Source organism: Streptomyces sp. LS-MS-L19 (genome assembly GCF_058382285.1).
This window is the reverse complement of record NZ_JBYCLL010000001.1, coordinates 4623456-4650067: the sequence shown is the minus strand read 5'-3', so window position 1 is coordinate 4650067 and position 26612 is coordinate 4623456. Positions and strand designations below refer to the sequence as shown.

Annotated in this window: 26 protein-coding genes and 1 riboswitch; of the genes, 14 read left to right on the top strand and 12 right to left on the bottom strand. The window is 70.9% G+C overall.

The features are described from left to right. Positions 1 to 474 precede the first annotated feature (474 nt). Positions 475 to 1050 carry a TerD family protein gene (locus tag AC2XR2_RS20680; protein WP_059195829.1) on the bottom strand — a complete coding sequence of 192 codons (576 nt, stop codon included), beginning with the start codon at positions 1048 to 1050 and terminating at the stop codon, positions 475 to 477. Positions 1051 to 1228: 178 nt separating this feature from the next. Between AC2XR2_RS20680 and arfB the strand changes: the two genes are divergently transcribed. Continuing rightward, positions 1229 to 1657 carry an alternative ribosome rescue aminoacyl-tRNA hydrolase ArfB gene (gene arfB / locus AC2XR2_RS20675; protein ID WP_491515950.1) on the top strand — a complete coding sequence of 143 codons (429 nt, stop codon included), beginning with the start codon at positions 1229 to 1231 and terminating at the stop codon, positions 1655 to 1657. A gap of 89 nt (positions 1658 to 1746) precedes the next feature. Here the strand turns inward: arfB and AC2XR2_RS20670 are convergent, their stop codons facing one another. Together AC2XR2_RS20670 and AC2XR2_RS20665 are read right to left on the bottom strand one after the other, a co-directional pair. Further along, positions 1747 to 2217: a GNAT family N-acetyltransferase gene (locus tag AC2XR2_RS20670; RefSeq protein ID WP_491515949.1), complete on the bottom strand. Its 471-nt coding sequence runs from the start codon at positions 2215 to 2217 to the stop codon at positions 1747 to 1749. A gap of 43 nt (positions 2218 to 2260) precedes the next feature. Continuing rightward, positions 2261 to 2806: a flavin reductase family protein gene (locus AC2XR2_RS20665; protein ID WP_381299739.1), complete on the bottom strand. Its 546-nt coding sequence runs from the start codon at positions 2804 to 2806 to the stop codon at positions 2261 to 2263. Between the two features lie 324 nt (positions 2807 to 3130). Here AC2XR2_RS20665 and cdgB point away from each other — a divergent pair, with 324 nt between their 5' ends. Continuing rightward, on the top strand, positions 3131 to 4786 hold the full coding sequence (gene cdgB, locus AC2XR2_RS20660) for a diguanylate cyclase CdgB (protein ID WP_381299706.1): 1656 nt from the start codon (positions 3131 to 3133) through the stop codon (positions 4784 to 4786). 121 nt (positions 4787 to 4907) lie between these two features. Next, positions 4908 to 5849: a carbohydrate-binding protein gene (locus AC2XR2_RS20655; RefSeq protein WP_381299705.1), complete on the top strand. Its 942-nt coding sequence runs from the start codon at positions 4908 to 4910 to the stop codon at positions 5847 to 5849. Between the two features lie 3 nt (positions 5850 to 5852). Here the strand turns inward: AC2XR2_RS20655 and AC2XR2_RS20650 are convergent, their stop codons facing one another. From AC2XR2_RS20650 to AC2XR2_RS20640, 3 genes are all read right to left on the bottom strand, one after another. Continuing rightward, positions 5853 to 6782, bottom strand: coding sequence for a 1-phosphofructokinase family hexose kinase (locus AC2XR2_RS20650; protein WP_491515948.1), 930 nt, complete (start codon positions 6780 to 6782; stop codon positions 5853 to 5855). An 82-nt stretch (positions 6783 to 6864) separates the two neighbouring features. Further along, a complete protein-coding gene (gene nagA, locus AC2XR2_RS20645; RefSeq protein ID WP_491515947.1) occupies positions 6865 to 8076 on the bottom strand; it encodes an N-acetylglucosamine-6-phosphate deacetylase in 1212 nt (403 codons plus the stop codon). Then, positions 8076 to 9020, bottom strand: a complete 945-nt coding sequence (locus AC2XR2_RS20640; RefSeq protein ID WP_381299703.1) for an ROK family protein — start codon at positions 9018 to 9020, stop codon at positions 8076 to 8078. The genes nagA and AC2XR2_RS20640 overlap by 1 nt, the downstream gene beginning before the upstream one ends. Positions 9021 to 9141: 121 nt before the next feature. Between AC2XR2_RS20640 and AC2XR2_RS20635 the strand changes: the two genes are divergently transcribed. Both AC2XR2_RS20635 and AC2XR2_RS20630 read left to right on the top strand, forming a co-directional pair. Then, the gene (locus AC2XR2_RS20635; RefSeq protein ID WP_491515946.1) at positions 9142 to 10398 is read left to right on the top strand and encodes an ABC transporter substrate-binding protein; all 1257 of its coding nucleotides are present in this window, start codon (positions 9142 to 9144) and stop codon (positions 10396 to 10398) included. 35 nt (positions 10399 to 10433) lie between these two features. Further along, positions 10434 to 10667 carry a DUF3263 domain-containing protein gene (locus tag AC2XR2_RS20630; RefSeq protein WP_330266064.1) on the top strand — a complete coding sequence of 78 codons (234 nt, stop codon included), beginning with the start codon at positions 10434 to 10436 and terminating at the stop codon, positions 10665 to 10667. A gap of 188 nt (positions 10668 to 10855) precedes the next feature. On the opposite strand, the gene otsB is transcribed toward AC2XR2_RS20630, so the two are convergent. The 3 genes from otsB to AC2XR2_RS20615 form a co-directional block, all read right to left on the bottom strand. Further along, positions 10856 to 11677 (bottom strand): trehalose-phosphatase, encoded by an 822-nt coding sequence (gene otsB / locus AC2XR2_RS20625; protein ID WP_381299702.1) that lies wholly within the window; start codon positions 11675 to 11677, stop codon positions 10856 to 10858. Then, a complete protein-coding gene (locus tag AC2XR2_RS20620) occupies positions 11674 to 13068 on the bottom strand; it encodes an alpha,alpha-trehalose-phosphate synthase (UDP-forming) (protein ID WP_491515945.1) in 1395 nt (464 codons plus the stop codon). The genes otsB and AC2XR2_RS20620 overlap by 4 nt, the downstream gene beginning before the upstream one ends. A 108-nt stretch (positions 13069 to 13176) precedes the next feature. Further along, positions 13177 to 14121 carry a glucosyl-3-phosphoglycerate synthase gene (locus AC2XR2_RS20615; protein WP_381299700.1) on the bottom strand — a complete coding sequence of 315 codons (945 nt, stop codon included), beginning with the start codon at positions 14119 to 14121 and terminating at the stop codon, positions 13177 to 13179. Between the two features lie 146 nt (positions 14122 to 14267). Beyond that, positions 14268 to 14423, top strand: a riboswitch (SAM riboswitch). Positions 14424 to 14440: 17 nt separating this feature from the next. Between AC2XR2_RS20615 and thrC the strand changes: the two genes are divergently transcribed. The 7 genes from thrC to AC2XR2_RS20580 all read left to right on the top strand — a co-directional run bounded on the left by thrC (position 14441) and on the right by AC2XR2_RS20580 (position 22673). After that, on the top strand, positions 14441 to 15721 hold the full coding sequence (thrC, locus tag AC2XR2_RS20610) for a threonine synthase (RefSeq protein WP_491515944.1): 1281 nt from the start codon (positions 14441 to 14443) through the stop codon (positions 15719 to 15721). After that, a complete protein-coding gene (locus tag AC2XR2_RS20605; protein ID WP_020122860.1) occupies positions 15718 to 15993 on the top strand; it encodes a MoaD/ThiS family protein in 276 nt (91 codons plus the stop codon). Before thrC ends, AC2XR2_RS20605 begins: the two co-directional genes overlap by 4 nt. Positions 15994 to 16436: 443 nt before the next feature. After that, complete coding sequence (locus tag AC2XR2_RS20600; RefSeq protein ID WP_007382895.1) at positions 16437 to 16643, top strand: cold-shock protein; 207 nt, start codon at positions 16437 to 16439, stop codon at positions 16641 to 16643. Positions 16644 to 16990: 347 nt separating this feature from the next. Further along, complete coding sequence (gene groL / locus AC2XR2_RS20595; RefSeq protein ID WP_164431322.1) at positions 16991 to 18613, top strand: chaperonin GroEL; 1623 nt, start codon at positions 16991 to 16993, stop codon at positions 18611 to 18613. 364 nt (positions 18614 to 18977) lie between these two features. Next, the gene (locus AC2XR2_RS20590) at positions 18978 to 20111 is read left to right on the top strand and encodes an NADH:flavin oxidoreductase (RefSeq protein WP_449349116.1); all 1134 of its coding nucleotides are present in this window, start codon (positions 18978 to 18980) and stop codon (positions 20109 to 20111) included. A 96-nt stretch (positions 20112 to 20207) separates the two neighbouring features. After that, a complete protein-coding gene (locus AC2XR2_RS20585) occupies positions 20208 to 21071 on the top strand; it encodes a metallophosphoesterase family protein (RefSeq protein WP_491515943.1) in 864 nt (287 codons plus the stop codon). A 75-nt stretch (positions 21072 to 21146) separates the two neighbouring features. Continuing rightward, complete coding sequence (locus AC2XR2_RS20580) at positions 21147 to 22673, top strand: carboxylesterase/lipase family protein (protein WP_491515942.1); 1527 nt, start codon at positions 21147 to 21149, stop codon at positions 22671 to 22673. Positions 22674 to 22679: 6 nt separating this feature from the next. On the opposite strand, the gene AC2XR2_RS20575 is transcribed toward AC2XR2_RS20580, so the two are convergent. Further along, the gene (locus AC2XR2_RS20575) at positions 22680 to 23249 is read right to left on the bottom strand and encodes a hypothetical protein (RefSeq protein ID WP_330266072.1); all 570 of its coding nucleotides are present in this window, start codon (positions 23247 to 23249) and stop codon (positions 22680 to 22682) included. An 84-nt stretch (positions 23250 to 23333) separates the two neighbouring features. Here AC2XR2_RS20575 and AC2XR2_RS20570 point away from each other — a divergent pair, with 84 nt between their 5' ends. Both AC2XR2_RS20570 and AC2XR2_RS20565 read left to right on the top strand, forming a co-directional pair. Further along, a complete protein-coding gene (locus tag AC2XR2_RS20570; protein ID WP_491515941.1) occupies positions 23334 to 24005 on the top strand; it encodes a class I SAM-dependent methyltransferase in 672 nt (223 codons plus the stop codon). A gap of 49 nt (positions 24006 to 24054) precedes the next feature. After that, positions 24055 to 24693, top strand: coding sequence for a dihydrofolate reductase family protein (locus AC2XR2_RS20565; protein ID WP_381299694.1), 639 nt, complete (start codon positions 24055 to 24057; stop codon positions 24691 to 24693). A gap of 1 nt (position 24694) precedes the next feature. Here AC2XR2_RS20565 and murQ read toward each other — a convergent pair whose 3' ends face one another. Then, the gene (murQ, locus tag AC2XR2_RS20560; protein WP_381299693.1) at positions 24695 to 25627 is read right to left on the bottom strand and encodes an N-acetylmuramic acid 6-phosphate etherase; all 933 of its coding nucleotides are present in this window, start codon (positions 25625 to 25627) and stop codon (positions 24695 to 24697) included. Between the two features lie 50 nt (positions 25628 to 25677). Then, entirely contained in the window at positions 25678 to 26565 is an 888-nt protein-coding gene (locus AC2XR2_RS20555) for a MurR/RpiR family transcriptional regulator (RefSeq protein WP_449349121.1), read from the bottom strand. Positions 26566 to 26612 lie beyond the last annotated feature (47 nt).

Sequence of the window (26612 nt, the reverse complement as noted above, 5' to 3'; positions counted from 1 at the left end):
GGCGAGGGCCGTTGCATGTCTGCGGTTGTGTTGCGCCGACTGTAGAGCAAGCAACCGGGCCGAAATCCAGCTGAGTTGGCAATGTTCACCCGGGCGAGTGAGACGAGTGAGCTGCGACTTCGCGGCGGGAGGAGGGGTGGGGCTTGGTGGGGTTTCTTTCAGCCGAGAGTTCTTGGAGAAAGACCGCCTGCGCCTCCGAAGTCCGGGTTCTCGGGACACGGTGAGACACCGATTTCCGCCCACACCGGCGAACACGTCCACGAGCGCCAGCCTCCGACCCGACTCGCCCTCCGCCGCCGGCGGTCGGACACACGGCAGACGGTCACCCCGGGTGTCCGATTCCGAGAACGGCACCGCCGGACCCCGCCTGGCCTTCACCCCGGCCGGCTGGACCGCGTTCGTGTCACAGACCTGACGTCGAAGCCCCCGGCCGGTATGGCCGGGGGCTTCCGCTCAGCTCAGCGTGGCAACTCGTCAGACGTTGACCCCGAAGTCCTGGGCGATGCCGACCAGGCCGGACGCGTAGCCCTGGCCCACCGCGCGGAACTTCCACTCCGCGCCGTTGCGGTACAGCTCGCCGAAGACCATCGCCGTCTCCGTGGCCGCGTCCTCGGAGAGGTCGTAGCGGGCGATCTCGGCGCCGCCGGCCTGGTTCACGATGCGGATGTAGGCGTTGCGGACCTGGCCGAAGTTCTGCGAGCGGTTCTCCGCGTCGTAGATCGAGACCGGGAAGACGATCTTGTCGATGTCGGCCGGGAGACCGGCCAGGTTGACGTTGATCGCCTCGTCGTCGCCCGCGCCCTCGCCGGTGCGGTTGTCACCGGTGTGGACGATGGTGTTGTCCGGGGTCTGCTTGTTGTTGAAGAACACGAAGTGGGCGTCCGAGTAGACCTTGCCCTGCGTGTTGACCGCGATCGCGGAGGCGTCGAGGTCGAAGTCCGTGCCGGTGGTGGTGCGGACGTCCCAGCCGAGGCCCACGGTGACGGCGGTCAGGCCCGGAGCCTCCTTGGTGAGCGAGACGTTGCCACCCTTGGACAGGCTTACAGCCATTATTGGGAGTCCCTTCCCTCGTTAAGTAACGGGCACGAAGCTACAGCTACCTCTATGAACGCCGCGAGCGGTGTCGAAGGTTCCCCGCTTCTTTACTTTCTTTACCCAAGCGGACGCGGGCGGCGGACGGGCGATATTGGGGTGACGTGGACCGGTCAGGGGCGGGAACATGGACCCCATGTCCGGTCCTCACGTCATCCGCGGCTCCGTCTCGCTTCCCGAGGCCGAGCTCATGTGGCGTTTCTCGCGGTCGTCCGGTCCGGGCGGCCAGCACGTCAACACCAGTGACTCCCAGGTGGAGCTCCGCTTCGACCTCGCCCGCACCGAGGCGCTGCCCGACGTCTGGAAGCAGCGGGCCCTCGACAGGCTGGCCTCGCGGCTCGTCGACGGGGTCGTGACCGTACGGTCCTCCGAGCACCGGTCTCAGTGGCGGAACCGGGAGACGGCCGCCGTACGCCTCGCGGCGCTGCTGGCGGAAGCGACGGCGCCGCCGCCGAAGCCGCGGCGGCCCACGCGGATCCCTCGTGGGATCAACGAGCGGCGGTTGCGGGAGAAGAAGGCGCGGTCGGACACGAAACGGGGGCGGCAGGGCCGGGACTGGGGGTGACCGGTCGTCTGCCCGGTGCCGGCCGGCGGGGCTTCTCGCGCAGTTCCCCGCGCCCCTGAAAAGCGGACGCGTTCACGTTCGTACACGGCTCACCCGAGGTCCAGGACCCCCACCGTCTCGTCGCCGCTCAGCTTCCCGGTCCGGCGGAAGCCGAGCCGGAGGTAGAACTCCGCCGGCCCCTTCTCGCCCTCGTGCCAGGTGACGTACAGCTCCTTCGTGCCCCGGCGGCGCAGCTCCGCGGCGACCGACTCGACCGCGAACCGGCCGTAGCCGCTGCCCTGGGCGTCGGCCGCGATGTTCAGCCGCCACAGGCCGGAGCGGATCAGGGAGCCGCCGTCGCCGCGCCAGTCGATGTCGAGGAACGCCATCAGGAAGCCGACCGCGCGGTCACCGTCGACGATCAGACGGGGCCAGGCAACGCCCGGGGGGTGGACGTAGGCCTCGGCGAGGGACTGCATGACGGGGGAGGCCGCGAATTCCTGGTAGGGGTGGACGCGTATAGCGGTCGCGGTTTCGAAATTCCCGGGTGTGATCTCTTCGAGGCGTGGTGCGAATGTCATCCGGCGACCTTAAGCCGCGGCATCGGGCCCCGGCGACGGGAATTCATCCCAACTGCCGGTACCTGCCCCGGAAATAGGCGAGCGGTCCGCCGTCCGCGCTCGGCACGTCCGCCGTCAGGACCCGGCCGATCACCAGGGTGTGGTCGCCGGCCTGGACGCGCTGCTCGGTGCGGCACTCCAGGGTGGCCAGCGCGCCGCCCACGAGTGCGGCGCCGGTCGCCGCGCCGCGGACGTACGGGATGTCCTCGAACAGGAGGCGGTCGCTGATGCGGCCCTTCATGGCGAAGCGGCCGGCGATGTGCCGCTGGCTCTCGGACAGGACCGAGACCGCCCAGTGCGGCTGCTCGTCGAGCAGGTCGTCCATCCGGGAGCCGGTACGCAGGCTGACCAGCACCAGAGGCGGGTCGAGGGAGACCGACAGGAAGGCCGTGGCGGTCATGCCGACGTCCTCGCCGCCGGGGCCCTCGGCGTCGAGCGGGGGCTCGAACGCGGTCACCAGGACCACGCCCGCGGCCAGCCGGGACATGGCCGCGCGGAACTCGTCGTTGCTCACCCCCACAGCATGCCCGGAGGTGGGCGAGGGGATCATCGGGACGGCGGGGGCGGGAGGGTTCGACACGCCGGAAACGCTAATGTCGCCGGCGCGTGCCGCGCATCGGGCCTCCGCCCGAGACCGGACCTAGGTCTCCTGACGGACCGCCCACCTGCGCCTCCACAATCGCCCAAAGTTTGTGTTCAGTAAGCGCACAGGAAAAACGCAGAAACCCCGCTCAATTGCTCACCTTTTGCTGTGACTTGAGTCACAAGAGGTACCAATTGTTGACCCTGTGTACCGAGCGGGCAGCGCGCTGTGATTCAGTGGCTGGACAGATGACCCTTGATTCGCTGCGAGGTCTCGGGGGGAGGGCAAGCAATGGAGACCGAGTCGGAGCCCTACGTCCGTCTTGCGTCCCTGCGACAACTGCACCAGGTCATGGCCGACATGAACACGGCCCGTAGCCTGGCCGACACACTGCAGACCGTCGCGAACGGCGTGGTCACCGCACTCGGTTACGAACTGGCGTGCGTCAATCTCGTGCGCCCCGACGGCGACCTCGTGGTCGCCGCCTTCTCCGGGAACCAGGCCGCCGAGGCGCTGATCACCGGCCGGGTGGGTTCCCGCGAGTCCTGGGAGCGCCGGCTGAGCATGGGGGAGACCTGGGGCGACCTGGTCTTCATCCCGCACACCGAGGGCTGGGTCCTCGACGACGACGACGTCCCGCAGTGGTACACCGACGGGCCCGCCCCCCGCTTCGAGGACGAGTGGCACCCCTCCGACCGGCTGTTCGCGCCCATGTACACGCCGAGCGTGCCCGGCGGACAGTGCGGCGAGCTGATCGGCGTGCTCTCCGTGGACCGGCCGCGCAACGGCCGCAGGCCCGGCGCATGGGGCCGCGAAGCGCTCCAGATGTACGCCTTCCAGGCCGCCATCGCGATCAGCAACGCGCGTCTACGTGCCAACATGCAGCGGGCACTGGTCAGGCTCGAAAGGGAGCAGCAGGCCCTGCGGGCCAGCGAGGAGAGCTTCCGGCAGGCCTTCGAGTACGCCCCCTCCGGCATGGCCATCGCCGAGATGGGCGGCGACCAGCACGGCCGGATCCTGCGCACCAACGACGCCCTGTGCCGCCTGCTGGGTCGCCCCGCCTCCGCGATGCGCCGCTACTCCTTCTCCGACCTCGTCCACCCCGAGGACATAGGCACCCTGCTCCGCACCTCCGCGGAGGGCGGGCGCGCGGAGCTCCGCCTCGGCCGCCGGGACGGCACGTACATCTGGGTGTCCCTGCGCAACTCGGTGGTCGCCGACGCCGCCGACGGCCCGCGCTTCCTGCTCACCCATGTCGAGGACATCGGGGAACGCAAGCAGCGCGAGATGCAGCTCGCCCACCGCGCCTCCCACGACTCGCTGACCGGCCTGCCGAACTCCGCCGAACTGCGCGCCCGGCTGTCCTCCCGGCTCTGTCAGCGCCCCACCCACACCGGCGCCCTGGAGCCCATCGACGCGGCCTTCGGCCACCCGGCCTTCGACGCGGGCGGCCACGGCTTCGACTTCCGGCAGGGTGGCGCGGAGGCCTACGACACCTTCGACCACCATGTGCACACCGCCGCCCCCCAGGGGGAGCGCGACGACGGCACCAAGGGGCTCGCGGTGCTCTTCTGCGACCTCGACGGCTTCAAGTCCATCAACGACCGGTTCGGGCACAACGCGGGCGACGCGGTCCTCATCGAGGTCGCCCGGCGGCTGTCCCAGTGCGTCCGCGACGGCGACACCGTGGCTCGGCTCGGCGGCGACGAGTTCGTGATCCTCGCCGACGGGCTCGGCAAGGCCGACGCCGCCGACCTCGCCGTACGCCTGCGCAACGAGATCATCCAGCCCATCCGGGCCGAGGGACGGGCCGTGCGGGTCGGTGCCAGCTTCGGTATCGGCTGGGCGCACTGCGGCATGACCGCGGACGAAGTGTTGAAGTCCGCCGACGAGCGGATGTACGTCGAGAAACGATCTCGTCCCAAACAGCACAGACGCGCGGGCTGAGCCCCAGGTCAGCGAGCCGATGCGATCCGAGTCACCCGTTTGGGCCATCAGGAGCGGGTAGGCTCGCCATTCTGACTCCACGTATCGCATCCGATCGCACCTGCTTGAGGAGTACCAAGGGATGACGTCCGGCAACAACGGGGCGAGCACGCCCGAGGACGACGACCCGTTCGGCTACCTCTACGCCGACGGCCAGGCCAACGGGGCCCAACCGCCCTCCGGCGGCTACGGCTACCCGAACTCCGTCAACAGAGTGCGCGCGGTCGGTCAGCGCCAGTACGGCCAGCAGCCGCAGGCTCCCACCGCGCCGACCGCGGCGTACGGCCAGGTCCCGCAGCAGCAGGGCGCCTACGGCCAGCCCAACGCGCACTACGCCGCCCCTGAGACCCTCCCGGGCTCGGCCCCCACCACCCAGCAGCCCATGCCGGGCCACAGCTCGGGCGGCGGCCGCGGCGGCGGTCCCAACACCAAGGGCCTGCTGATCGGCGCGATCGCGGTGGTCGCCGCGGTCGTCATCGGTATCAGCGTGGCCATGCTGGGCGGCGACGACGACAAGAAGAACACCGGCAACGAGGCGGCTACGACGCCGAGCGCGTCACAGAGCTCGGAGCCGAGCCCCTCGGCGTCCTCCACGGACGCGGCGGCCGACCTTCCGCAGGCCGACGTCAAGACGATGCGGCTGGAGGGCGGCCCTACCACCGCGTCCGACGTGAAGGGTGCGAAGTCCGACGGGGGCGTGTACGTCCAGGGCTTCAACCAGGTCGGCGCCTCGGTCACCTGGACCGTCAACGGCATCGAGAAGGCCGGCGTCTACCGGGTCTACGTCCGCTACGGCCTCCCCGCCGAGGACGCCAACGCCACGGTGACGGTCAACGGGAAGCCCTCCTCCCGGCCGCTGAACATGAAGAACTTCGGTGGGCTGCCCGCGAACCAGTGGCAGGAGACCTGGGCCCAGGTCTCCCTGACCAAGGGCACCAACACGATCCAGCTCTCCTGCCAGCAGGGCAACCAGTGCAACGCCCTGCTCGACCAGTTCCGGGTGACGGAGAACGTGGACCAGTAGGCGTCACGCCGCGCTGATCTCCCCCGTCACCGTCACCCTCGCCAGCAGGTCCTCGTAGGCCGCACGGTCGAACTCGCCTGCCACCGGAGCCAGTACGGTCGCCGCCGCCAGGGCGACCGCCCTCGACAGGCGGTCCGGCCACGGGAGTTGCTGCACCAGGCCGGACAGCAGGCCCGCCGCTACCGAGTCGCCCGCGCCGGTCGGGTTGCCGTGGAGGTGGGTCGGCGGGGTGGCTCGCCAGCGGCCCTCGGGGGTCGTCGCGAGGAGGCCGTCCCCGCCCAGGGATGCCACGACCGCCCGCGCTCCCCGGCGCCGCGCGTCCTGGGTCGCCCGGAGCGGGTCGTGGGAGCCCGTCAGTTCGGCCAGTTCGTCGGCGTTCGGCTTGAGGATGTCCGGGCGGGCGGCGACCCCGCGGCGCAGTGCCTCGCCGCTGGTGTCCAGCAGGACCGGCACCCCGGCCGCCTTCGCCGTGCGGATCAGGCCCGCGTACGCGCCCACCGGCACCCCCGGCGGCAGGCTCCCGCACAGGGCCACCGCCGAGACGGACGGCACGAGATCCTCGTACGCCTCCTGGAAGGCGGACCACTCCGCCTGCGTCACCGTGGGACCCGGTTCGTTGAGCTGCGTGGTGTCGCCGGACCGCTCGTCCACGACCGCGATCGTGCGCCGGGTCGCGCCGGTGACCGGGACCAGCGCGTCCACCAGCCCCGGCACGGTGGTGAGCCGGTCCTGGACGGCACGGCCGGTCGCGCCGCCCGTGAAGCCGGTGACCGTCACCTCGTGGCCGAGCGCGGCCAGCACCCGGGCCACGTTCAGCCCCTTGCCGCCCGGGCGTTCGACGACCTCCGTGACCCGGTGGCTGGTGTGCGGCCGCAGCGACCGTACGCGATAGGTGATGTCGAGAGCGGTGTTCAGCGTGACCGTGAGGATCACCCGGGCCGACCTCCCCCGAATACAGACGGACATGTGCCCGGCCAGTCTCCCAGGACGATCCCCGGGTCAACAGCTGGACACATCACCCCAGTTGGGGATCGACCACCCATTCACCCCGGCGCATGACGCCCTTGAGGTCGAATTGATGGTCGAGAAGGACCAGGTCGGCGTCCTTGCCGGGCTCCAGGGAGCCGATGCGGTCGGCCATCCCCAGCAGCCGGGCCGGGTTGGCGGAGATCGCGGCGACCACGTCCTCGACGGGCAGCCCGTCCACGGTCACCGCCCGCTTGAACGCGCGGTCCAGGGTGAGCGTCGATCCGGCGATCGAGCCGCCCTCCACGAGCCGGGCGACCCCCTCGCTGACCTCGACCTCCAGCGGGCCGAGCATGTACCGGCCGTCGCCGAACCCGGCCGCGTCCATCGCGTCCGTGATGAACGCCACCCGTGCCGACTCCGCGTGGTGGAACGCCAGTTGCAGCGCGGCCGGGTGCAGATGCGTGCCGTCGTTGATCAGCTCGACCGTGATCCGCTCGTCCTCCAGCAGGGCGGCGATCGGGCCCGGCTCGCGGTGGCCCAGGGGCGGCATCGCGTTGAAGAGGTGCGTGGCCACGGTCGCGCCCGCGTCGATGGCCTCCACGGTCTGCTCGTAGCTCGCGTCGGTGTGGCCGATCGCCGCGATGACGCCGTGCTCGGCGAGCAGCCGTACGGAGTCGAGGCCGCCGGGGAGTTCGGTGGCCAGCGTGACCATCCGGGCCTGTCCGCGCGCCGCGTCGATCAGCTTGCGGACCTCCGCGGGGTCGGGGTCGCGCAACAGCGCCTCGGAGTGCGCGCCCTTGCGGCACGGGGAGATGAAGGGGCCCTCGAAGTGGATGCCGGCGAGGTCGCCCTGCTCGGCGAGCTCGGACAGGAGGCCGGCGCGCTGGGCGAGGAAGTCCATGTCGCCGGTGACGGTGGAGGCGACGAGGGTGGTGGTGCCGTGGATCCGGTGGGTGTGGATTCCCTTGAGGATCTCTTCGGGGGTGCCCGAGGTGAAGGAGGCTCCGCCGCCGCCGTGGTTGTGCAGGTCCACGAAGCCGGGGACGAGCCAGTAGCCGGTTACGTCAATGACCTGGGCGTTCTCTGGGGCGGTACCGGTGATGCGGGTGCCGTCGATGATCACTTGGCCGTCTTCGACGGTTCCTGTGGGGAGGACGACCGTTGCGCCGGACAGGACGAGGGGCGCCTTGCCGGTTGCGGGGTGCGGGTCGTGTGTGGTTGATCGCGCAGTTCCCCGCGCCCCTGGGTGGGCTGCCATCAGCGCGTTCCCTCCGTACCGTCGGTCTTGTCCAGGAGATCCCAGGCCAGGAGGCCGGCACCCAAGCAGCCCGCGGTGTCGCCCAGGGCCGCGGGGACGATCGTCGGTGGCTTCTGGAAGGTGATCCGCTGCCGTACCGCTTCCCTCAGCGGTGTGAACAAGGTTTCCCCCGCCTCCGCCAGGCCGCCACCGATGATCAGGGTGCGGGGGTCCAGGAGGGTGAGGGCGGTGGTCAGGCCGTCGGCCAGGGTGTCCACGGCGTGCTGCCAGACCTCCCGGGCCTTCGGGTCCTCGGCGTCCACCGCTCGCGCGCAGTCCGCAGCGTCCGCCTCCGGGGTCCCGGTGACCGCGGCCCAGGCCTCGCTGACCGCGGCTGCGGAGGCGTAGCGCTCCAGGCAGCCCCGCTGGCCACAGGGGCAGGGGATGCCGCCGGGCCGTACGACGATGTGGCCGATCTCGCCCGCGAAGCCGTGCGCGCCCGCCTCCACCCGGCCGGCGATGCCGATGGCGCCCGCGATGCCGGTGCCCAGGGCGACGAAGAGGAAGCGGTCGGTGCCCTTGCCCGCGCCGATGCGGCCCTCCGCGAGACCGCCGGTGCGGACGTCGTGGCCGAGGGCGACCGGGGCGCCGCCGAGGCGGTCGGTGAGCAGCGTGCGCAGCGGGACGTCCCGCCAGCCAAGGTTGGCGGAGTAGGCGGCGACGCCGTGCTCCTCGTCGACGATGCCGGGGACGGCGACGCCGGCCGCGAGCGCGGGGGCCCCGAACCGCTCGGTGCCGTACGCGCGCAGCTCGGCGGCGAAGTCGAGGATGCCGTCGACGACCGCGTCCGGTCCGCGCTCGCGTCCGGTCGCGCGGCGGGCCCGGTGCAGGAGCTCGCCGCCCGCGCCGACCAAGGCCGCCTTCATCCCGGTGCCGCCCACGTCGAGGGCGATGACATGTCTCACGGGGGACAGTGTGACCCTTGGACCCGTGAGAGGTCTAGTCCACTTACGTGGTGTAGACCTTAGGACGGAGATATGTATGACTTTTCGAAAGTTTTCGAACGTAGGTTTGGGGCGGTTGTCGGTGCGGCGGCGTAGGACGGGAACGATCGCGGCGGTGTCCGCACTGGGGATGACGGCGGTGCTGGGAGGCTGCGGGCTGGGCGGCGGATCGGACGAGGTGACGCTGAAACTGGTCGCCGCCGACTACGGCGACAGCTCGGCCAACAGCTCCCGGAAGTACTGGGACAAGCTCGTCAAGGAGTACGAGGCCAAGCACTCCGGCGTGAAGATCGACGTCAGCGTGTACTCCTGGACCGACGTCGACCGCGAGGTCAAGGAGCTCGTGGACGCCGGCGAGGCGCCCGACATGGCGCAGATCGGCGCCTACGCCGACTACGCGGACAAGGGCCTGCTCTACAAGGCCGACGACCTGATCGGCATCCGCGAACAGGCCGACTTCGTCGCGCAGCTCGGTGCCGCCGGGCGGATCAACGGGATGCAGTACGGGATGCCGTTCGCCGCGTCCACCCGGCTCCTCTTCTACAACAAGACCCTCTTCGCCGACGCCGGGCTCACCCCGCCCAAGACGTGGCAGCAGCTCGCCGCCGACGCCGAGGCGCTCAAGGCGGACGGGGTGAAGTACCCGTACGCGCTGCCGCTCGGCCCGGAGGAGGCGCAGGCCGAGACCATGCAGTGGCTGCTGAGCGGGGGCGGCGGCTACATCGACTCCGTCGGGACGTACGGCATCGACTCCGACGAGAACGTCGCGACGCTGACCTGGCTCAAGGACGACCTCGTCGACAAGGGGCTGACCGGGCCCGTCGCGCCGGAGAACCTCAACCGGGCCGCCGCGTTCTCGGCGTTCGCAGCGGGGGACGTCGGCATGCTCAACGGGCATCCCTCGCTGATGAAGACCGCCGCCGCGAAGGGGGTGAAGTTCGGGATGGTGCCCATGCCGGGCGCCGACGGGCCGACCAAGAACTCCATGGGCGTCGCCGACTGGATGATGGCCTTCAAGAAGAACGGCCACGCCGAGCAGGTGGGGGACTTCCTCGACTTCGTGTACAGCGAGAAGAACGTGCTCGCCTTCTCACGGGAGTACGACCTGCTGCCGGTGACCAACTCCGCGTCCACGGCGATGAGCCGGGCCTCCCGGGACGCCGACCTCAAGCCCTTCCTCGACGCCCTGCCCGCCTCCGAGCTGCCGCCGGTGGGCAAGACGTCCTGGGCGTCGGTCAGCGCGGCCGTGAAGAAGCGGATCGGGTCGGCGGTGAGTCCCGGCGGCAGCCCCGACGCCGTGCTGCGGGAGCTCCAGCTGACCGCCCAGAACGCGGAGTAGCCGCGCTGTCGGTGGCGGGGGTTACGGTTTCCGGCATGGAGCATCCGGAGCTGGACCGCAGGGAGCGGGACGTCCTCGCCCTGGAGCGCCGCGGCTTTTCCGGCCCCGGCGCCAAGGAGCGCGCGATACGCGAGGAGCTGGGCCTGGCGCCGGTGCGCTACTACCAGCTCCTCAACGCCCTGCTGGACGACGAACGCGCCCTGGCCTTCGACCCGGTCACGGTGAACCGGCTGCGGAGGGTGCGCGAGGCCCGCCGCTCGGAGCGGTAGCCTCCGGCGGCCGCACGGGTCTCGAAGGGCCGGGCTTGCGGACGGGTACCGGGGTGAGCCGGTGCGGTGGCCCGCTGCCGGAGGCGACGGAGCGAGCGGGCGTCGGCCTAGCAGGCTTGGCCGAGCAGGTGCCCCGTCCGCCGAGCCGGACGGCCCCGGGACCTCCGGCCGTCCGGTGGTGGGACGGGTCAGCCGAGTCGGTCCGCCAAGTCGCGCAGCAACCCCACCACGCCCTCCGGGCCGTCGACCACCAGGTCGGCCCGTTTGCGCAGTTCCGTGACCTCGTCGCTGCCGCTGCACACCAGGAGGCCGGGGGTGCCGGTGGTGCGGAGGTCTTCGACGGTGGAGAAGGCCGGGAGGTCGCCGAGGTCGTCGCCGCCGTAGAGGACGGAGGTGGCGGACAGCTCGCGGACGTGGGTCAGCAGGGCCACGCCCTTGTCCATGCCCGGTGGCCGCAGCTCCAGGACCAGCCGGCCGGGCTCCACGATCAGGCCGTGCCGGACGGCCAGGTCGGTGAGCGGGGTGCGCAGGGCGTCGAAGGCGGCCTGCGGGTCGGGGGCCCGGCGGGTGTGGACGGCCACCGCCCGGCCGCCCTTCTCCTCGATCCAGGCGCCGGTGCCGTCGAGGAGGGCGGGCAGTTCGGCGCGGACCGCCGCCACCCCAGGGTGCGGTTCAGGTGCCGTGACCTCACCCGTGGCCGCGTCCCAGCGCTCCGCGCCGTAGTGGCCGAGGACCGTGAGGTGTTCCAGACCGGCGACCCCCGCGAAGCCGCCGTAGCGCACCGCGACCTCGGCCGGGCGGCCCGTGATCACCGCCACGGACGCCACCTTCGGGGCGAGGGCGGCGAGGACCTGGACGGCCTCGGGGTGCGCCCGCGCCCGCTCCGGATCTGCCACGATCGGTGCGAGCGTCCCGTCGAAGTCGAGCCCGATCACCGCGCCGCGCGGGTGCGAGAGGAGCGCCTGGAGACCGTCGCGGCCGGCGGGGGTGCTGGGCGTCGGAAGGCTCATGCGTCCAGTGCCTTCAGCGCGTTCAACTGGTCCAGGAACCACTGGGCCGGAGGCAGCGCGGTGGCCGCCGCGGCCAGCCGCTTCGCGCCTTCGGCGCGGTCGTGGGCCGGCAGGGTCAGGGCCTCGTGCAGAGCCGTCGCCGTCTGCTCCACGTCGTACGGATTGACCGTGATCGCGTCCTCGCCCAGCTCCTCGTGCGCCCCGGCCTCCCGCGACAGCACCAGCGCGCACCCCTCGTCGGAGACCACCGGCACCTCCTTCGCGACCAGGTTCATGCCGTCGCGGATCGGGTTGACCAGGGCCACGTCGGCCAGCCGGTACGCGGCGAGCGAGCGCGCGAAGTCGTCCTTGACGTGCAGCACGACCGGCGTCCAGCCCGGTGTGCCGAACTGGTCGTTGATCTCGTCCGCGACCCGCTGCACCTCGGCGGTGTAGTCCCGGTACACCGCGAGGTCCTGCCGGGACGGGTACGCGAACGCCACGTGCACGACCCGCTCCCGCCACTCGGGCCGCGACTCCAGCAGCCGCCGGTAGGCCAGCAGCCCGCGCACGATGTTCTTCGACAGCTCGGTGCGGTCCACCCGCACGATCGTCTTCCGGCCCGCGCCGATCTCCTCGCGCAGACCGACGATGCGTTCCTCGACATCGGCCGCGTGCGACCGCTCCCGCAGGAAGTCCGCGTCCGCGCCCAGCCCGTGCACCCCGACCTGCGTGTCCCCGAGCCCGTCCACGACCGCGGCGCAGCAGGCCGTGAACGCGTCCGCCCACCGGCGGGTGAGGAAACCGAGCCGGTCGGCGCCGAGCATGCCCCGCAGCAGCTGCTCGGCGATGTCGTCCGGCAGCATCCGGAAGTAGTCCACCGGCGCCCACGGCGTGTGCGAGAAGTGGCTGATCCGCAGGTCGGGACGGAGCTCGCGGAGCATGCCCGGCACCAGGCACAGGTGGTAGTCCTGCACCAGGACCGCCGCCCCCTCGGCCGCCTCCTCCGCCAGCGCCTCCGCGAAGGCGCGGTTGTACGTCTCGTACGACGCCCACTGGCGCCGGAACTCCGCGTCGAAGACCGGCTCCAGCGGGGTCTGGTAGAGCAGGTGGTGGACGAACCAGAGCACCGAGTTGGCGATGCCGTTGTACGCGTCCGCGTGCACGTCGGCCGGGATCGCGAGCATCCGCACGCCGTCCTCGCCGACGCCCTGCCGGACGGCCTCGCGGTCGCCGTCGGAGAGCGCCGAGCACACCCACAGGGCGCCGGCGTCGGGGCCGATGGCCGAGAGGCCGGAGACCAGGCCGCCGCCGCCGCGCTTCGCTTGCAGCGAGCCGTCAGCGCCTGCGTCGTACGAGACGGGGCCTCGATTGGACGCGACCAGTACGTGGGCGTTGTGCGAGGGAGCCATGACTCGACATCTAGCCCAGGGTGCAACCGCTCAAACGTTCCCGTGGGCGCATGGTCGGCTGCGGGCCGGTGGGGGCTTGGCGCGCAGTTCCCCGCGCCCCTGGTAGGTCTACGCCGCCCTTCGTTTCATGTACTCCGGGATTTCCGTCATCGGTGGGCGTTCCTCCGTGTCCACCGAGTACGTCCGTGGCTCGAAGCCGTTCTCGCCTCGTTCGAACTGGGTCAGGGACGGGCGGATCAGGTGGCCTCGGGCCAGTCTGAGCTGGGCCGTGCGGTAGATCGCCGCCGACATGCGGCCCAGGGCCTGGCCGTCCTGGTGGCGGTGTTTGCGGACGCCGACGTCGACCTGGGCGAGGGCGTCCAGGCCCACCAGGTGCAGCGCGTCGACCAGCATGCCCAGCTCCACGCCGTACCCGACGGGGAACGGGAGCTGTTCGAGGAGGCTGCGGCGGGCCGCGTACTCGCCGCCCAGCGGCTGGACGAACCCGGCCAGCTGCGGCCAGTGCATGTTCAGCAGCGGGCGCGCCATCAGCTCGGTGACCCGGCCGCCCTGGCCCGCGGCGCCGCCCAGGGGACGGTCGTACATGCCCTTGACCAGGTCGACCCCGGGATCGGTGAGCAGCGGGCCGACGATGCCGGAGACGAAGTCCGAGGAGAACTCCTTCAGGTCGGCGTCGATGAAACAGACGATGTCCCCGCGGGTGACCAGCAGGGAGCGCCACAGCACCTCGCCCTTGCCGGGCACGGCCGGCAGGTGGGGGAGTATCTCGTCGCGGTGCACGACGGTGGCGCCGGCCGCGGCCGCGACCTCGGAGGTGCGGTCGGTGGAGCCGGAGTCGACGACGACGATCTCGTCGACCAGGGGCACCTGCTGCATGAGGTCGTGACGGATGACCGCGACGATGTCACCGACGGTCTCCTCCTCGTTCAGCGCCGGCAGCACGACACTGACCGTCTGCCCGCTGCGCTGCTTGGCGGCCATGATCTGGTGGAGCGGGCGATCGGTCACCGACCAGGAGCGGGTGCTCAGCCAGCGCTCGACTTCTTCCAGCACGTAGGCGGCTCCTTCGTGTGTGGTCCGTGTGATCCGTCTCGCGGTTCGGACGGACTATCTCAACTGTCCTGGTTGTCGGTTACAGTCTTGAACAACGCGGGTGACCATCGCATGTCCTGGACGGCCCGCCGACCACAACTTCATACCGCTCATCCAGAGGGGCAGAGGGATACGGCCCGATGAAGCCCCGGCAACCCTCCAGTCGGTTCTCGTAGATCACTGTTGATCGTTCCGCGAGGCTCCCGGCTAGGGAAGGTGCCAAATCCGTCTCACGGCGAAACGCGTCGTGAGGAAGATGAGGAGAAAGGGCCTCGCCTCCATGGCTGCGCAGACTGTTGCAAGCACCACGAACTCCGTCGACCTGGGTCCCGCCGCGGCACTGAGCTGCCGCGAGTGCGGCCACCGCGTCCCGCTCGGCCCGGTCTTCGCCTGCGAGGAGTGTTTCGGCCCGCTTGAGATCGCGTACGACTTCTCGGCCTACGAAACCGAGGAACTCCGTAAGAAGATCGAGGCGGGACCTTCCAACATCTGGCGCTACGCCCCGCTGCTGCCCGTCCCCGCGGACGTGGCGGACAAGCCCAACATCAACCCCGGCTGGACCCAGCTCGTCAAGGCCGACAACCTCGCCCGCGAGCTCGGCGTCACCGGCGGACTGTATGTGAAGGACGACTCCGGCAACCCGACGCACTCCTTCAAGGACCGCGTCGTCGCGCAGGCCCTGGAGGCGGCACGCGCGTTCGGCTTCACCACCCTGTCCTGCTCCTCCACCGGCAACCTCGCCGGCGCGGTGGGTGCCGCCGCGGCCCGCGCCGGCTTGCGCTCGTGCGTGTTCATCCCGCACGACCTGGAGCAGGGCAAGGTCGTCATGGCCGCGATCTACGGCGGCGAGCTCGTCGGCATCGAGGGCAACTACGACGACGTGAACCGCTTCTGCTCCGAGCTGATCGGCGACCCGGCCGGCGAGGGCTGGGGCTTCGTCAACGTCAACCTGCGGCCCTACTACGCCGAGGGCTCCAAGACGCTGGCGTACGAGATCTGCGAGCAGCTCGGCTGGCGGCTCCCCGACCAGCTGGTCGTGCCGATCGCCTCCGGCTCGCAGCTCACGAAGATCGACAAGGGGCTCCAGGAGCTGATCAAGCTCGGGCTCGTCGAGGACAAGCCGTACAAGATCTTCGGCGCGCAGGCGGAGGGGTGCTCCCCGGTGTCCGTCGCGTACAAGGCGGGGCACGACGTCGTACGGCCGCAGAAGCCGAACACCATCGCCAAGTCGCTGGCGATCGGGAACCCGGCGGACGGGCCGTATGTGCTGGACATCGCCCGGCGCACGGGGGGTGCGGTGGAGGACGTCAACGACGAGCAGGTCGTGGACGCGATCAAGCTGCTGGCCCGGACCGAGGGCATCTTCGCGGAGACCGCCGGTGGCGTGACCGTGGGTGTGACCCGCAAGCTGATCGAGAACGGTGTCCTCGACCCGACGAAGACCACGGTGGTGCTGAACACCGGCGACGGTCTCAAGACCCTGGACGCGGTGGCCGGTACCGGGCTCACCGCCACGATCCGTCCGAACCTCGACTCTTTCCGAGAGGCTGGCCTCGCATGAGCGTCAACGTCCGCATCCCCACCATCCTGCGCACCTACACCGGCGGTCAGGCCGAGGTGCAGGCCGAGGGTGGGACCCTCGCCGAGGTCATCGCCGATCTGGAGAAGAACCACACCGGTATCGCGGCCCGCGTTCTCGACGACCAGGGCAAGCTGCGGCGGTTCGTCAATGTGTACGTGAATGACGACGACGTGCGCTTCGAGCAGGGGCTGGAGACGGCGACGCCCGACGGGGCCGGAGTCTCGATCATCCCGGCGGTCGCCGGCGGGTGACCGTATGACTGGTCATTACCTTCGGTAATAGTGATGACCGAGTGTTCAACTGATTGCCCCCTCCGTGAGAGAAGCGGAGGGGGCAATTCTCTATGGTTGAGCGCGGTACAGTTGGGGAACCAGCGGCATTCTCCTTGCCGCACGCATATGAGTTCTCGCTCCACATGCGATGAGAAGTAGCCAAAGTGTGTGCGTCTTATGCGCCTTATGCGCCCTTTATGGGGCCCGACTTGCCCCGAATTCGGGCGAATTCTCACTACATTCCGGACCCCTTCCGTCCAGAATTCTCGTCCGATTGACCTGTTGCAGACGGCAGTTGGACAGATACATTCAGCCGCGGTCGACGCGTTCCGGCGCACGCCCCCAACCATGTGGGGGGTGAGGTCTGACCCGGATCCGCGAAGTGCGGATCCGTGCAAGGGCCAGTAATAGGGGAGTTAGGCATGGCTCAGGGCACCGTCAAGTGGTTCAACGCGGAGAAGGGGTACGGCTTCATCGCGGTCGACGGTGGTGCGGATGTATTCGTCCACTACAGCGCGATCCAGATGGACGGTTACCGCACCCTTGAAGAGGGCCAGCGGGTCGAGTTCGAGATCTCGCAGGGTCAGAAGGGGCCGCAGGCGGACATGGTCCGTCTCGCGACTGGCTGAAGCACGCGCCGGGTAACAACAGCGTCGTTCTTCTTTTCTTCGACGAAGGGCTCGTACCCCATGGGGAGTCATGGGTACGGGCCCTTCGGTATGTCCGGGGGCGGGGTCGGGGGCGCGCCGGGGGCCGCGCCGGGCCCTGGCCAGTACCCGAGAGGCGCTTGCACTCGCAGGGGTCGAGTGCTAATCATTGGCGTTAGCACTCTGAAGGTGAGAGTGACAACGAAGGACCGGGTCGGTGAGGCCCGCAGGCCGGGTGGGGAAGGAACCCACGAGGTGTGCGAGCCGTCCGTCGCGGGCGCGGGCGCGGTCCGAAGGAATCACCCCCAGTCCTGGAGGGACCACTTCACATGGCCAAGATCATCGCGTTCGACGAGGAGGCGCGGCGCGGCCTCGAGCGCGGCATGAACCAGCTCGCGGACGCCGTCAAGGTGACGCTCGGCCCCAAGGGCCGCAACGTCGTCCTCGAGAAGAAGTGGGGCGCCCCCACGATCACCAACGATGGTGTCTCCATCGCCAAGGAGATCGAACTCGAGGACCCGTACGAGAAGATCGGCGCCGAGCTGGTCAAGGAAGTCGCCAAGAAGACGGACGACGTCGCCGGTGACGGTACGACCACCGCGACCGTGCTCGCCCAGGCCCTCGTCAAGGAAGGCCTGCGCAACGTAGCCGCCGGCGCCAACCCGATGGCCCTCAAGCGCGGTATCGAGAAGGCCGTCGAGGCCGTCTCCGCCGCCCTGCTCGAGCAGGCCAAGGATGTCGAGACCAAGGAGCAGATCGCTTCCACGGCCTCCATCTCCGCCGCCGACACCCAGATCGGCGAGCTCATCGCCGAGGCGATGGACAAGGTCGGCAAGGAAGGCGTCATCACCGTCGAGGAGTCCCAGACCTTCGGTCTGGAGCTGGAGCTCACCGAGGGTATGCGCTTCGACAAGGGCTACATCTCGGCGTACTTCGCCACCGACATGGAGCGGATGGAGGCGTCGCTCGACGACCCGTACATCCTGATCGCCAACTCCAAGATCGGCTCCGTCAAGGACCTGCTCCCGCTCCTGGAGAAGGTCATGCAGTCGGGCAAGCCGCTGCTGATCATCGCCGAGGACGTCGAGGGCGAGGCCCTGTCGACCCTGGTCGTCAACAAGATCCGCGGCACCTTCAAGTCCGTCGCCGTCAAGGCCCCGGGCTTCGGTGACCGCCGCAAGGCCATGCTCGGCGACATCGCCATCCTCACGGGCGGCGAGGTCATCTCCGAGGAGGTCGGCCTCAAGCTGGAGAACGCGACCCTGGACCTCCTGGGCCGCGCCCGCAAGGTCGTCATCACCAAGGACGAGACCACCATCGTCGACGGTGCCGGTTCCTCGGACCAGGTCAACGGCCGCGTGAACCAGATCCGCGCCGAGATCGAGAACAGCGACTCGGACTACGACCGCGAGAAGCTCCAGGAGCGCCTGGCCAAGCTCGCCGGTGGCGTCGCCGTCATCAAGGCCGGTGCCGCGACCGAGGTCGAGCTCAAGGAGCGCAAGCACCGCATCGAGGACGCCGTGCGCAACGCGAAGGCGGCCGTCGAGGAGGGCATCGTCGCCGGTGGTGGCGTGGCCCTGCTCCAGGCCTCCGGTGTCTTCGAGAAGCTGGAGCTGGAGGGTGACGAGGCGACCGGCGCTGCCGCCGTCAAGCTCGCCCTGGAGGCCCCGCTGAAGCAGATCGCCGTCAACGCCGGCCTCGAGGGCGGTGTCGTGGTGGAGAAGGTGCGCAACCTGACCCCGGGCCACGGCCTGAACGCCGCGACCGGCGAGTACGTCGACCTGGTCAAGGAAGGCATCATCGACCCGGCGAAGGTCACGCGTTCCGCTCTGCAGAACGCCGCCTCCATCGCCGCGCTCTTCCTCACCACCGAGGCCGTCATCGCCGACAAGCCGGAGAAGGCCGCCGCGCCCGCCGGTGGCGGTATGCCGGGCGGTGACATGGACTTCTGATCGACTCCGGGCCGTGAGGCCTGACGGTTGATCAACGTCCTTGCCGGGGGCGGCCCTTCCTGGGAACAGGGGGTGGCCGCCTCCGGTCTTTTCTTGCGCTATAGTTGATCACGAGCCGCCCGACGTGAACTCCCGTCGGTCGACTACGCGTTGGTGGTCCAAGGAAAGACGCCCCGCTTCCTGCGGGGAAATGCAGGTGCAAGGCCTGCCCGGCGCTCCGCGAGAAGCCCGTCCCACGAGATGTGGGGCGGGCTTCTGTCATGTGTGGGCGGGGTCACGGACCGAGGGGAAATGCGGTGCCGCCCGTGACTGTTGATGTTGGGGACTTGTCTATGCGCATGCACATACCAAGGAGTACCCCCACGTGACCGCCCCCGCCACCACCCCGGCCGCCTCCCGCGCCGCCGAGATCCTCTCCCGCCCGGCCCACATCAACGGCCTGACCGTCCCGAACCGCATCGCGATGGCGCCCATGACCCGTGCCTTCTCCCCGGGCGGCGTCCCGGGCGAGGACGTGGCGTCGTACTACGCGCGCCGCGCGGCCGCCGGAGTCGGCCTGATCGTCACCGAGGGCACCTACGTCGGCCACGAGTCGGCCGGGCAGAGCGACCGCATCCCGCGGTTCCACGGCGAGGAGCAGCTGGCCGGCTGGGCGAAGGTCGCCGAGCAGGTGCACGCGGCGGGCGGCACCATCGTCCCGCAGCTGTGGCACATCGGCATGGTGCGTGAGCAGGGCCAGCCGCCCTACGCCGACGCCCCCGCCGTCGGCCCCTCGGGCCTGCGGATCGGCGCCGACGAGCCCACCGGCAAGGCGATGACCCAGCGCGACCTCGACGACGTCATCGGCGCGTTCGCGCAGGCCGCGGCGGCCGCGGAGCGCATCGGCTTCGACGGTGTGGAGCTGCACGGCGCCCACGGCTACCTCCTCGACCAGTTCCTGTGGGCGGGCACCAACCGGCGGGGCGACTCCTACGGCGGTGACCCGGTCGCCCGTACGAAGTTCGCGGCGGAGATCGTGGCGGCCGTACGGGAGACGGTGTCGGCCGAGTTCCCGATCGTCTTCCGGTACTCGCAGTGGAAGCAGGAGGCGTACCAGGCGCGGCTCGCCGAGACGCCGGAGGAGCTGGAGGCGATCCTCACGCCGCTGGCCGCCGCCGGTGTGGACGCCTTCCACGCCTCCACCCGCCGCTACTGGCTGCCGGAGTTCGACGGGTCCGACCTCAACCTGGCCGGCTGGACGAAGAAGCTGACCGGGAAGACGACGATCACGGTCGGGTCGGTCGGGCTCGACGGGGACTTCATCCGCGGGTTCATGGGCGAGGGGTCGCCGGTCAAGGGGATCGAGGACCTGCTCGACGCGCTGGAGCGAGAGGAGTACGACATGGTCGCCGTCGGGCGGGCGCTGCTTCAGGACCCGCAGTGGGCGGCGAAGGTGCTCGCGGGGCGCTTCGACGAGCTCCAGCCGTACGACGCGGCGGCGCTGAAGTCGCTGAGCTGACGGCTTCCGGTTCGCCGTGGGTCGGTGGAGGGCGGCCTTTCCCGGGGTCGTCCTCCCCGCTGACGTGGTCCCCGACTCCCGCTACCGTGGCGTGACATGCGGATCGTGCAGCTCTCGGACACCCATGTGGAGCGCACCGACGCCCCCAACCGGAACGGCGTCAACGCCACCGACTCCCTGCGGCTGATGCTCGCCGAGCTGCGGCACCTGCGGGACGTCGACGCGATCGTCGTCACCGGGGACATCGCCGACGCGGGGGATGTCGAGGCGTACGCGGCGGTGCGGGAACTCGTCGGGGAGTTCGCCCGGCCCCTGCAAGCGCCCGTCTTCTACACCACCGGCAACCACGACGAGCGCGAGGCCTTCGGCAAGGTGCTGGGCAGCGGGCATGCCGAGCCCGAGGCCGTGCTGGAGACCGGCGCGGCGGAGCGGGCCGCGGTGAGCGCGGTCGGCGGCTACCGGTTCGTCACCCTCGACTCACTCGTGCCGGGCAAGGTGTACGGCCGGATCGGCACGGCCCAACTGGACTGGTTGCGCGAGGTGTTGCGCACCCCGGCCGAGCACGGCACGGTCCTCGCCTTCCATCACCCGCCGATCAGCCTCGGCCTGTCCGTCACCCAGCCGGTCTTCGGACTGCTCGACGCCGAGGAGCTGGCGGCGGCGATCCGGGGGAGTGACGTACGGGTCGTCCTGACCGGGCACTACCACCTCCAGCTCTTCGGGATGCTGGGGTCGGTGCCGGTGTGGGTGACGCCTGGGGTGGTCAACCGGATCGACCTGACGACGCCCTACGGCACCGAGCGCGCGGTGCGGGGCGCCTCCGCCTCGCTGGTCGAGCTGGGCGGCCCGGCGAGCCCGATGTTCCACACCTTCCACGCGCGGGACCCGCGGGCGCACGAGACCGTGTACCAGCTGGACGAGGAGCGCACCCGGGCGGTCGTGGAGGAGCACGGACCCTGACCGACTTGGTTGACTCACGCAAGAGGTGTGGGCTGAAGTGAGGTGAAGCAGCCCCGACCCGTGAGGAGTTCGACGATGACGTCAGCCGAGGATCTCGAGGTACGTACGGCGGCCGGTGCCGTGCGCGGGCGGGCCGAGGACGGACTGGCGGTCTTCCGGGGCATCCCCTTCGCCGAACCGCCGGTCGGCGAGGCCCGGTTCCAGGCGCCGCGGCCCGCGAAGAGCTGGGAGGGGGTCCGGGAGGCGTATGCGTTCGGGCCGCCGCCCCCGCAGGAGTCGGGCTTCCAGGGCCGTACGGCCGTACTGGACGCACCCACCGGGGACGACTGGCTGACCGTCAACGTCTGGACGCCCGGCCCGGCCCCGGCGGCCCGCCGCCCGGTGATGGTGTGGATCTACGGCGGCGCCTACAAGCTGGGTCACGCGGGCAGCCCCGGTTACGACGCCCAGCACCTCGCGCGCGCCGGTGACGTGGTCGTCGTCACCCTCAACTACCGCGTGGGCGTGGAGGGGTTCGCCCTGCTGGAGGGGGCGCCCGCGAACCGGGGGCTGCTGGACCAGGTCGCCGCACTGGAGTGGGTGCGGGACAACATCGCGGCGTTCGGCGGGGACCCGCGCCAGGTCACGGTGTTCGGGGAGTCGGCGGGTGCGGGGTCGGTGGCCTCCCTGCTGGCGATGCCGAGCGCGCGGGGGCTGTTCGGGCGGGCGATCGCGCAGAGCGTGCCCGGTACGTACTTCTCCGCCGAGCTCGCCCGGGACATCGCGGCGGAGATCGGCAAGGAGGCCGGGGCCGCGCCGACGGCCGCCGCGCTGGCGGAGGTGGATCCGCTCGAACTCCCGGCGGCCGGCGAGCGGTTGAGCCTGCGGATGCGGGAGTACGACGACCGCTGGGGGCAGGTCGCCCCCACCGTCACCCCCTTCTCCCCGGTCGTCGACGGCGAGGTGCTGCCGTGCACGCCGTGGGAGGCGCTGGCGGCGGGCGCGGGGCGGGACGTGGAGCTGCTCGTCGGGCACAACCGGGACGAGTACCGGCTCTTCCTCGCCATGGCCGAGCGGCTCGGCAAGATCACCGAGGAGCAGGCGGCCGCGGCGCTGCGGATGTTCGCACCCGGCCCGGACGGGGAGCGCGCCTACCGGGCGGCCTTCCCGGACGCCTCACCGACCGAACTCTACGAACGCGTCCAGACGGACTGGCTGTTCAACATGCCGTCCCAGCGGCTGGCGGAGGCGCAGGTCATGGGCGGTGGCCGGGCCCACGTCTACGAACTGACCTGGCCCGCACCGGCGTTGGGCGGCGCGCTGGGCGCGTGCCACGGGCTGGACATCCCGCTGTTGTTCGGGACGTACGAGGCCGACCTCGGCGGCCTCCTCTTCATGGGGGCCGGGGTACCGCCCGAGGCGAAGGCACTGACCGCCCGCTTCCAGTCGGCGTGGACGGCGTTCGCACGCGGCGGGGACCCGGGCTGGCCGGCGTACGAGGCGTCGAGCGGCCGGCTGACGCAGGTCCTGGACGTGGAGCCGGCGGTACGGCCCTACCCGGAGGAGGTCTCGCGGCGGCTGTGGGAGGCGTACGACTTCGCCGCGCTCCCGCTGCTCAAGTAGCCGGGGCTAGAGGTTGCCGAGCGGCTCGATGTCCACCTTCACCGGGGTGCCCCACACCCGCAGCACCTCGTAGTCGGTGAACTCGTGGACGAGCCGGTACGCCATCGCCGCGCGCGGCCCCCGGCGCTGCGCGGCGAGGTAGAGCTCCGCCTCCTGGCGGTCCCGCCTCGGCGTCCCGCACAGCTGCCACTCCTGGCCGGTCCACTGCTCCGGCAGCCACCGCTGCTGGGGCTGGGGCCGGTCCTCGCGCACCCCGTACCGGGAGGGCGTGGGACCGGCGGTCCGCGGGCGGGCGTAGGGCCCGTTGATCTCGGCGCGCCGGGCCGCCCGGCGCCGGGTCTCGCACAGCAGGCACAGGTCGGGGGCGTTCTCGTCGACCGGGCCGTTCGGGTGCTCGGCGCAGCGGGTGGTGGGGGCGGCGGCGGTGACGCTGTCCTCCAGGAGGTCCAGGGCCCGCTTGAGATCGGCCTTCACCTCGTGCAGCTTGGCGTCCGGGGTGTCCGCGGTGAGCGCGTCTCCCTCCTCGCCGAGAAGACGCAGGGCACGGCCTAGGGCGGTGAGCTGGGCGTGGTTCATGGTGCCAGTCTGCGCACTCTTCGAGGATTTCGGTATCCAGCGAGACCCCGGCGGGCTCACCGCGTGCCCTGCTGAAATGAGCCCATGCCCCTCCTGGACGCCCTCGCCCGTCTGAACGACGCCTACCCCTGGTCGCACAACGCCCACTACCACCCGTGGATCATGCGGCAGCTGCCCCCGCGCTTCGGCCGTGTTCTCGACGTCGGCTGCGGTTCCGGGGATCTCGTCCGGCTGCTGGCCACCCGCGCGAGCCAGGTGCACGGCATCGACAGCGACGGGCGGATCATCGGTGCGGCAAGGGAGTCGACCGCGGCGGGCCTCCCCGTCACCTACGCCGTCGCGGACGGGACGTCGTATGCCCGAGGTGGTCCCTACGACGTCATCACCTGCGTCGCCGTCCTCCACCACCTCCCCCTGGCCGAGACGCTCGCCCACTTCCGGCGGCAGCTCGCCCCCGGAGGGACCCTGGTGGTGGTCGGGTGTGCCGAGGAGGACACCCGGGTGCAGCAGCTGCTCGGGCTGGTCTCGGTCCTGCTCAACCCGCTGTTCGGCTGGGTCAGGAACCGGGGCCGCAGGGCCGCGGCACCTCCTCTCGCGATGACCGCCGTGACCCGGCAACCGGACGTCCCGTACACCGAGCTGGTCCGGGAGGTCCACCGAGTGCTCCCAGGAGCCCGGCTCCGGCGTCGGCTCTTCTGGCGCTACACACTCGTCTGGGAAAAAGTGCGCCCGGATGTCGAATCCGTCAGGGTCTGAACGACGCACAGGTGAGAGGACGGACGACCCCTTACGAGAGGCGGCGATCATGCCCAAGGTTCGTGTGCACAACGTGACGGTCTCGCTGGACGGCTTCATGGCCGGACCCAACCAGCGGCTGGACGCCCCCTTCGGGGACGGTGTCGGCTGGGGGGACGAGCTGCACAGCTGGTTCATCGGCGCGACGGAGGACCTCGCCGCCGGGAAGGGCGGCACCGATGTCGAGTACTTCGTCCGCGGTGACGAGAACATCGGCGCCACGATCATGGGGCGGAACATGTTCGGGCCCCAGCGCGGGCCCTGGGAGGACGAGTCCTGGCAGGGCTGGTGGGGCGACAACCCGCCATACCACCACGACGTCTTCGTCCACACCCACCACCCGCGCCCGGCCCTGGAGATGGCCGGCGGGACCACCTTCCACTTCACCGACGAACCGCCGGAGACGGTCCTCGCCCGCGCCTTCGAGGCCGCGGACGGCAAGGACGTCCGGATCGGCGGGGGAGCGGCCACCATCCGGCAGTACCTGCGCGCCGGGCTCATCGACGAGCTCCACCTGGTGATCGCGCCGCTGCTCATCGGGCGCGGGGAGCGGCTGCTCGACAACCTGGGCGACGGGATCGACGGCTACCGGGTCGCCGAGCTGGTCGGCTCGTCGAAGGTCACCCACGCCGTGCTGGTGCGCCGGTGAGTCAGAGGGCCGCCGCCAGCGCCGCCCGCAGATGACCGCCCGACTCCTGGAGCAGCCGGGCCGCCGTGGGGCCGTCGACCCCGGCCAGGATCGTCAGGATCGCGTGCTTCACCTCGCCGTCCGTGGCGGCCAGCGCACGCTCGACCTCCTCGTCGCCGGCGCCGGTGGCCAGGGCGACGATACGGCGGGAGCGGGCGCGCAGCTTGTCGTTGGAGGCGCGCACGTCGACCATCAGGTTCCCGTAGGTCTTGCCGAGGCGGATCATCGTGATCGTCGACAGCATGTTGAGGACCAGCTTCTGCGCGGTGCCCGCCTTGAGGCGGGTCGAGCCGGTGAGCAGTTCGGGGCCCACGACCACCTCGATGCCGTGGTCGGCGGCCGCCGCGAGCGCGCTGTCCGCGTTGCAGGACAGGCCGACCGTCAACGCCCCGTGTGCGCGGGCGTGTTCCACCGCGCCCACGGCATAAGGGGTACGACCGGACGCCGACACCCCGACCACCGTGTCCAGGGGCGTCACCGCGAGCCCGTCCAGGTCGGCCCGCGCCAGTTCCGCCGAGTCCTCGGCCCCCTCGATGGACGTGACCAGCGCTTCCGGGCCGCCGGCGATCAGGCCCACGACCCGCTCCGGGTCCGTGTTGAAGGTCGGGGGGCACTCGGAGGCGTCCAGCACGCCCAGGCGACCGGCGGTCCCGGCACCGGCGTAGACCAGCCGGCCGCCCCGGGCCATGCGCTCGGCGATCGCGTCGATGGCGGCGGCGATCCGCGGCAGCTGCGCGGACACCGCCGTCGGCACGGAGGCGTCCTCGCCGTTCATCAGCCGGGCGAGGTCGAGGGTCGGCAGCCGATCGATGTCGGCGAGCTCGGGCCGGAAGGCCTCGGTGGTCAGCGACTCCAACTGGGCTTGCAGGTCACGGGGGTTGGAGGTGGAGGTCATGGTGGAACGGCTCTTTCCTCTGACGGGCGTCTGCCGGAGAACTGAGGTGGCTACCGCCGGTGCCGATGCGCCAGCGCCTCGTAGGACGCGGCCAGCGCGGGCGCCGCCGTCTCATAGGTCCGCTGCGCCACCCCCACGAACAGACAGTCCACCACCAGCAGCTGACTCGTCCGGGACGACATCGCGGCCGGCCGCAGCTCGCTCTCCCGGGCCGTGGACGTGGTCAGCACATGGTCGGCGTACTGCGCCACCGTCCCGCCCGGCCGCCCGGTGATGGCGACGGTCGTGGCGCCGTGCTCGAAGGCGACCCGCAACGGCTCGATGACGTCCCCGGTCGCCCCGGAGTGCGTGATGGCGATCGCGACGTCCCCCGCGCGCAGCTGCACCGCGTTCGTCACCGCGAGATGCGGATCGCTGTGCGCCTGCGCTATCAGCCCTATCCGCAGCAGCTTCTGCGCGAGGTCCTGCGCGACGAGACCCGAGGCCCCCACCCCGTACACGTCGATCCGCCGGGCCGAGGCCGTCGCGGCGACCGCCGCCCCCAGCTGCACGGTGTCCAGTCCGGCCGCGGTGTCGGCGAGGGTCTGCTGCTCGTCGTAGGCGAGCTTGGCGACGACGTCCGCGATCGGGTCGTCCACCGCGATGTCCGTGGTGATCGCGGGTGCCCGCCCGGACTGCTGCTGGGCGGCGAGGCCGGCGAGGGCGAGCCGCAGGTCGCGGTAGCCGGGGTAGCCGAGGAGCCGGGCCGTGCGGACGACGGTCGCCTCGCTCGTCCCGGTCCGTTCCGCGAGGCCGGTGACGGTGAGCGCGGCGCAGCCCGCGGGGTCGTTCGCCACCGCCTCGGCGACCCGCTGCATGGAACGGGTCATGGACGGACCCAGCGTGCGCACCTTCGCGGCGAGCGCGCTGCCGAAAATTTCCTTCACTTCCTGGGGCACACCTGAAAGATATTTTCGGCTCCGGCCCGTGGTCAAGAGCCCGCACA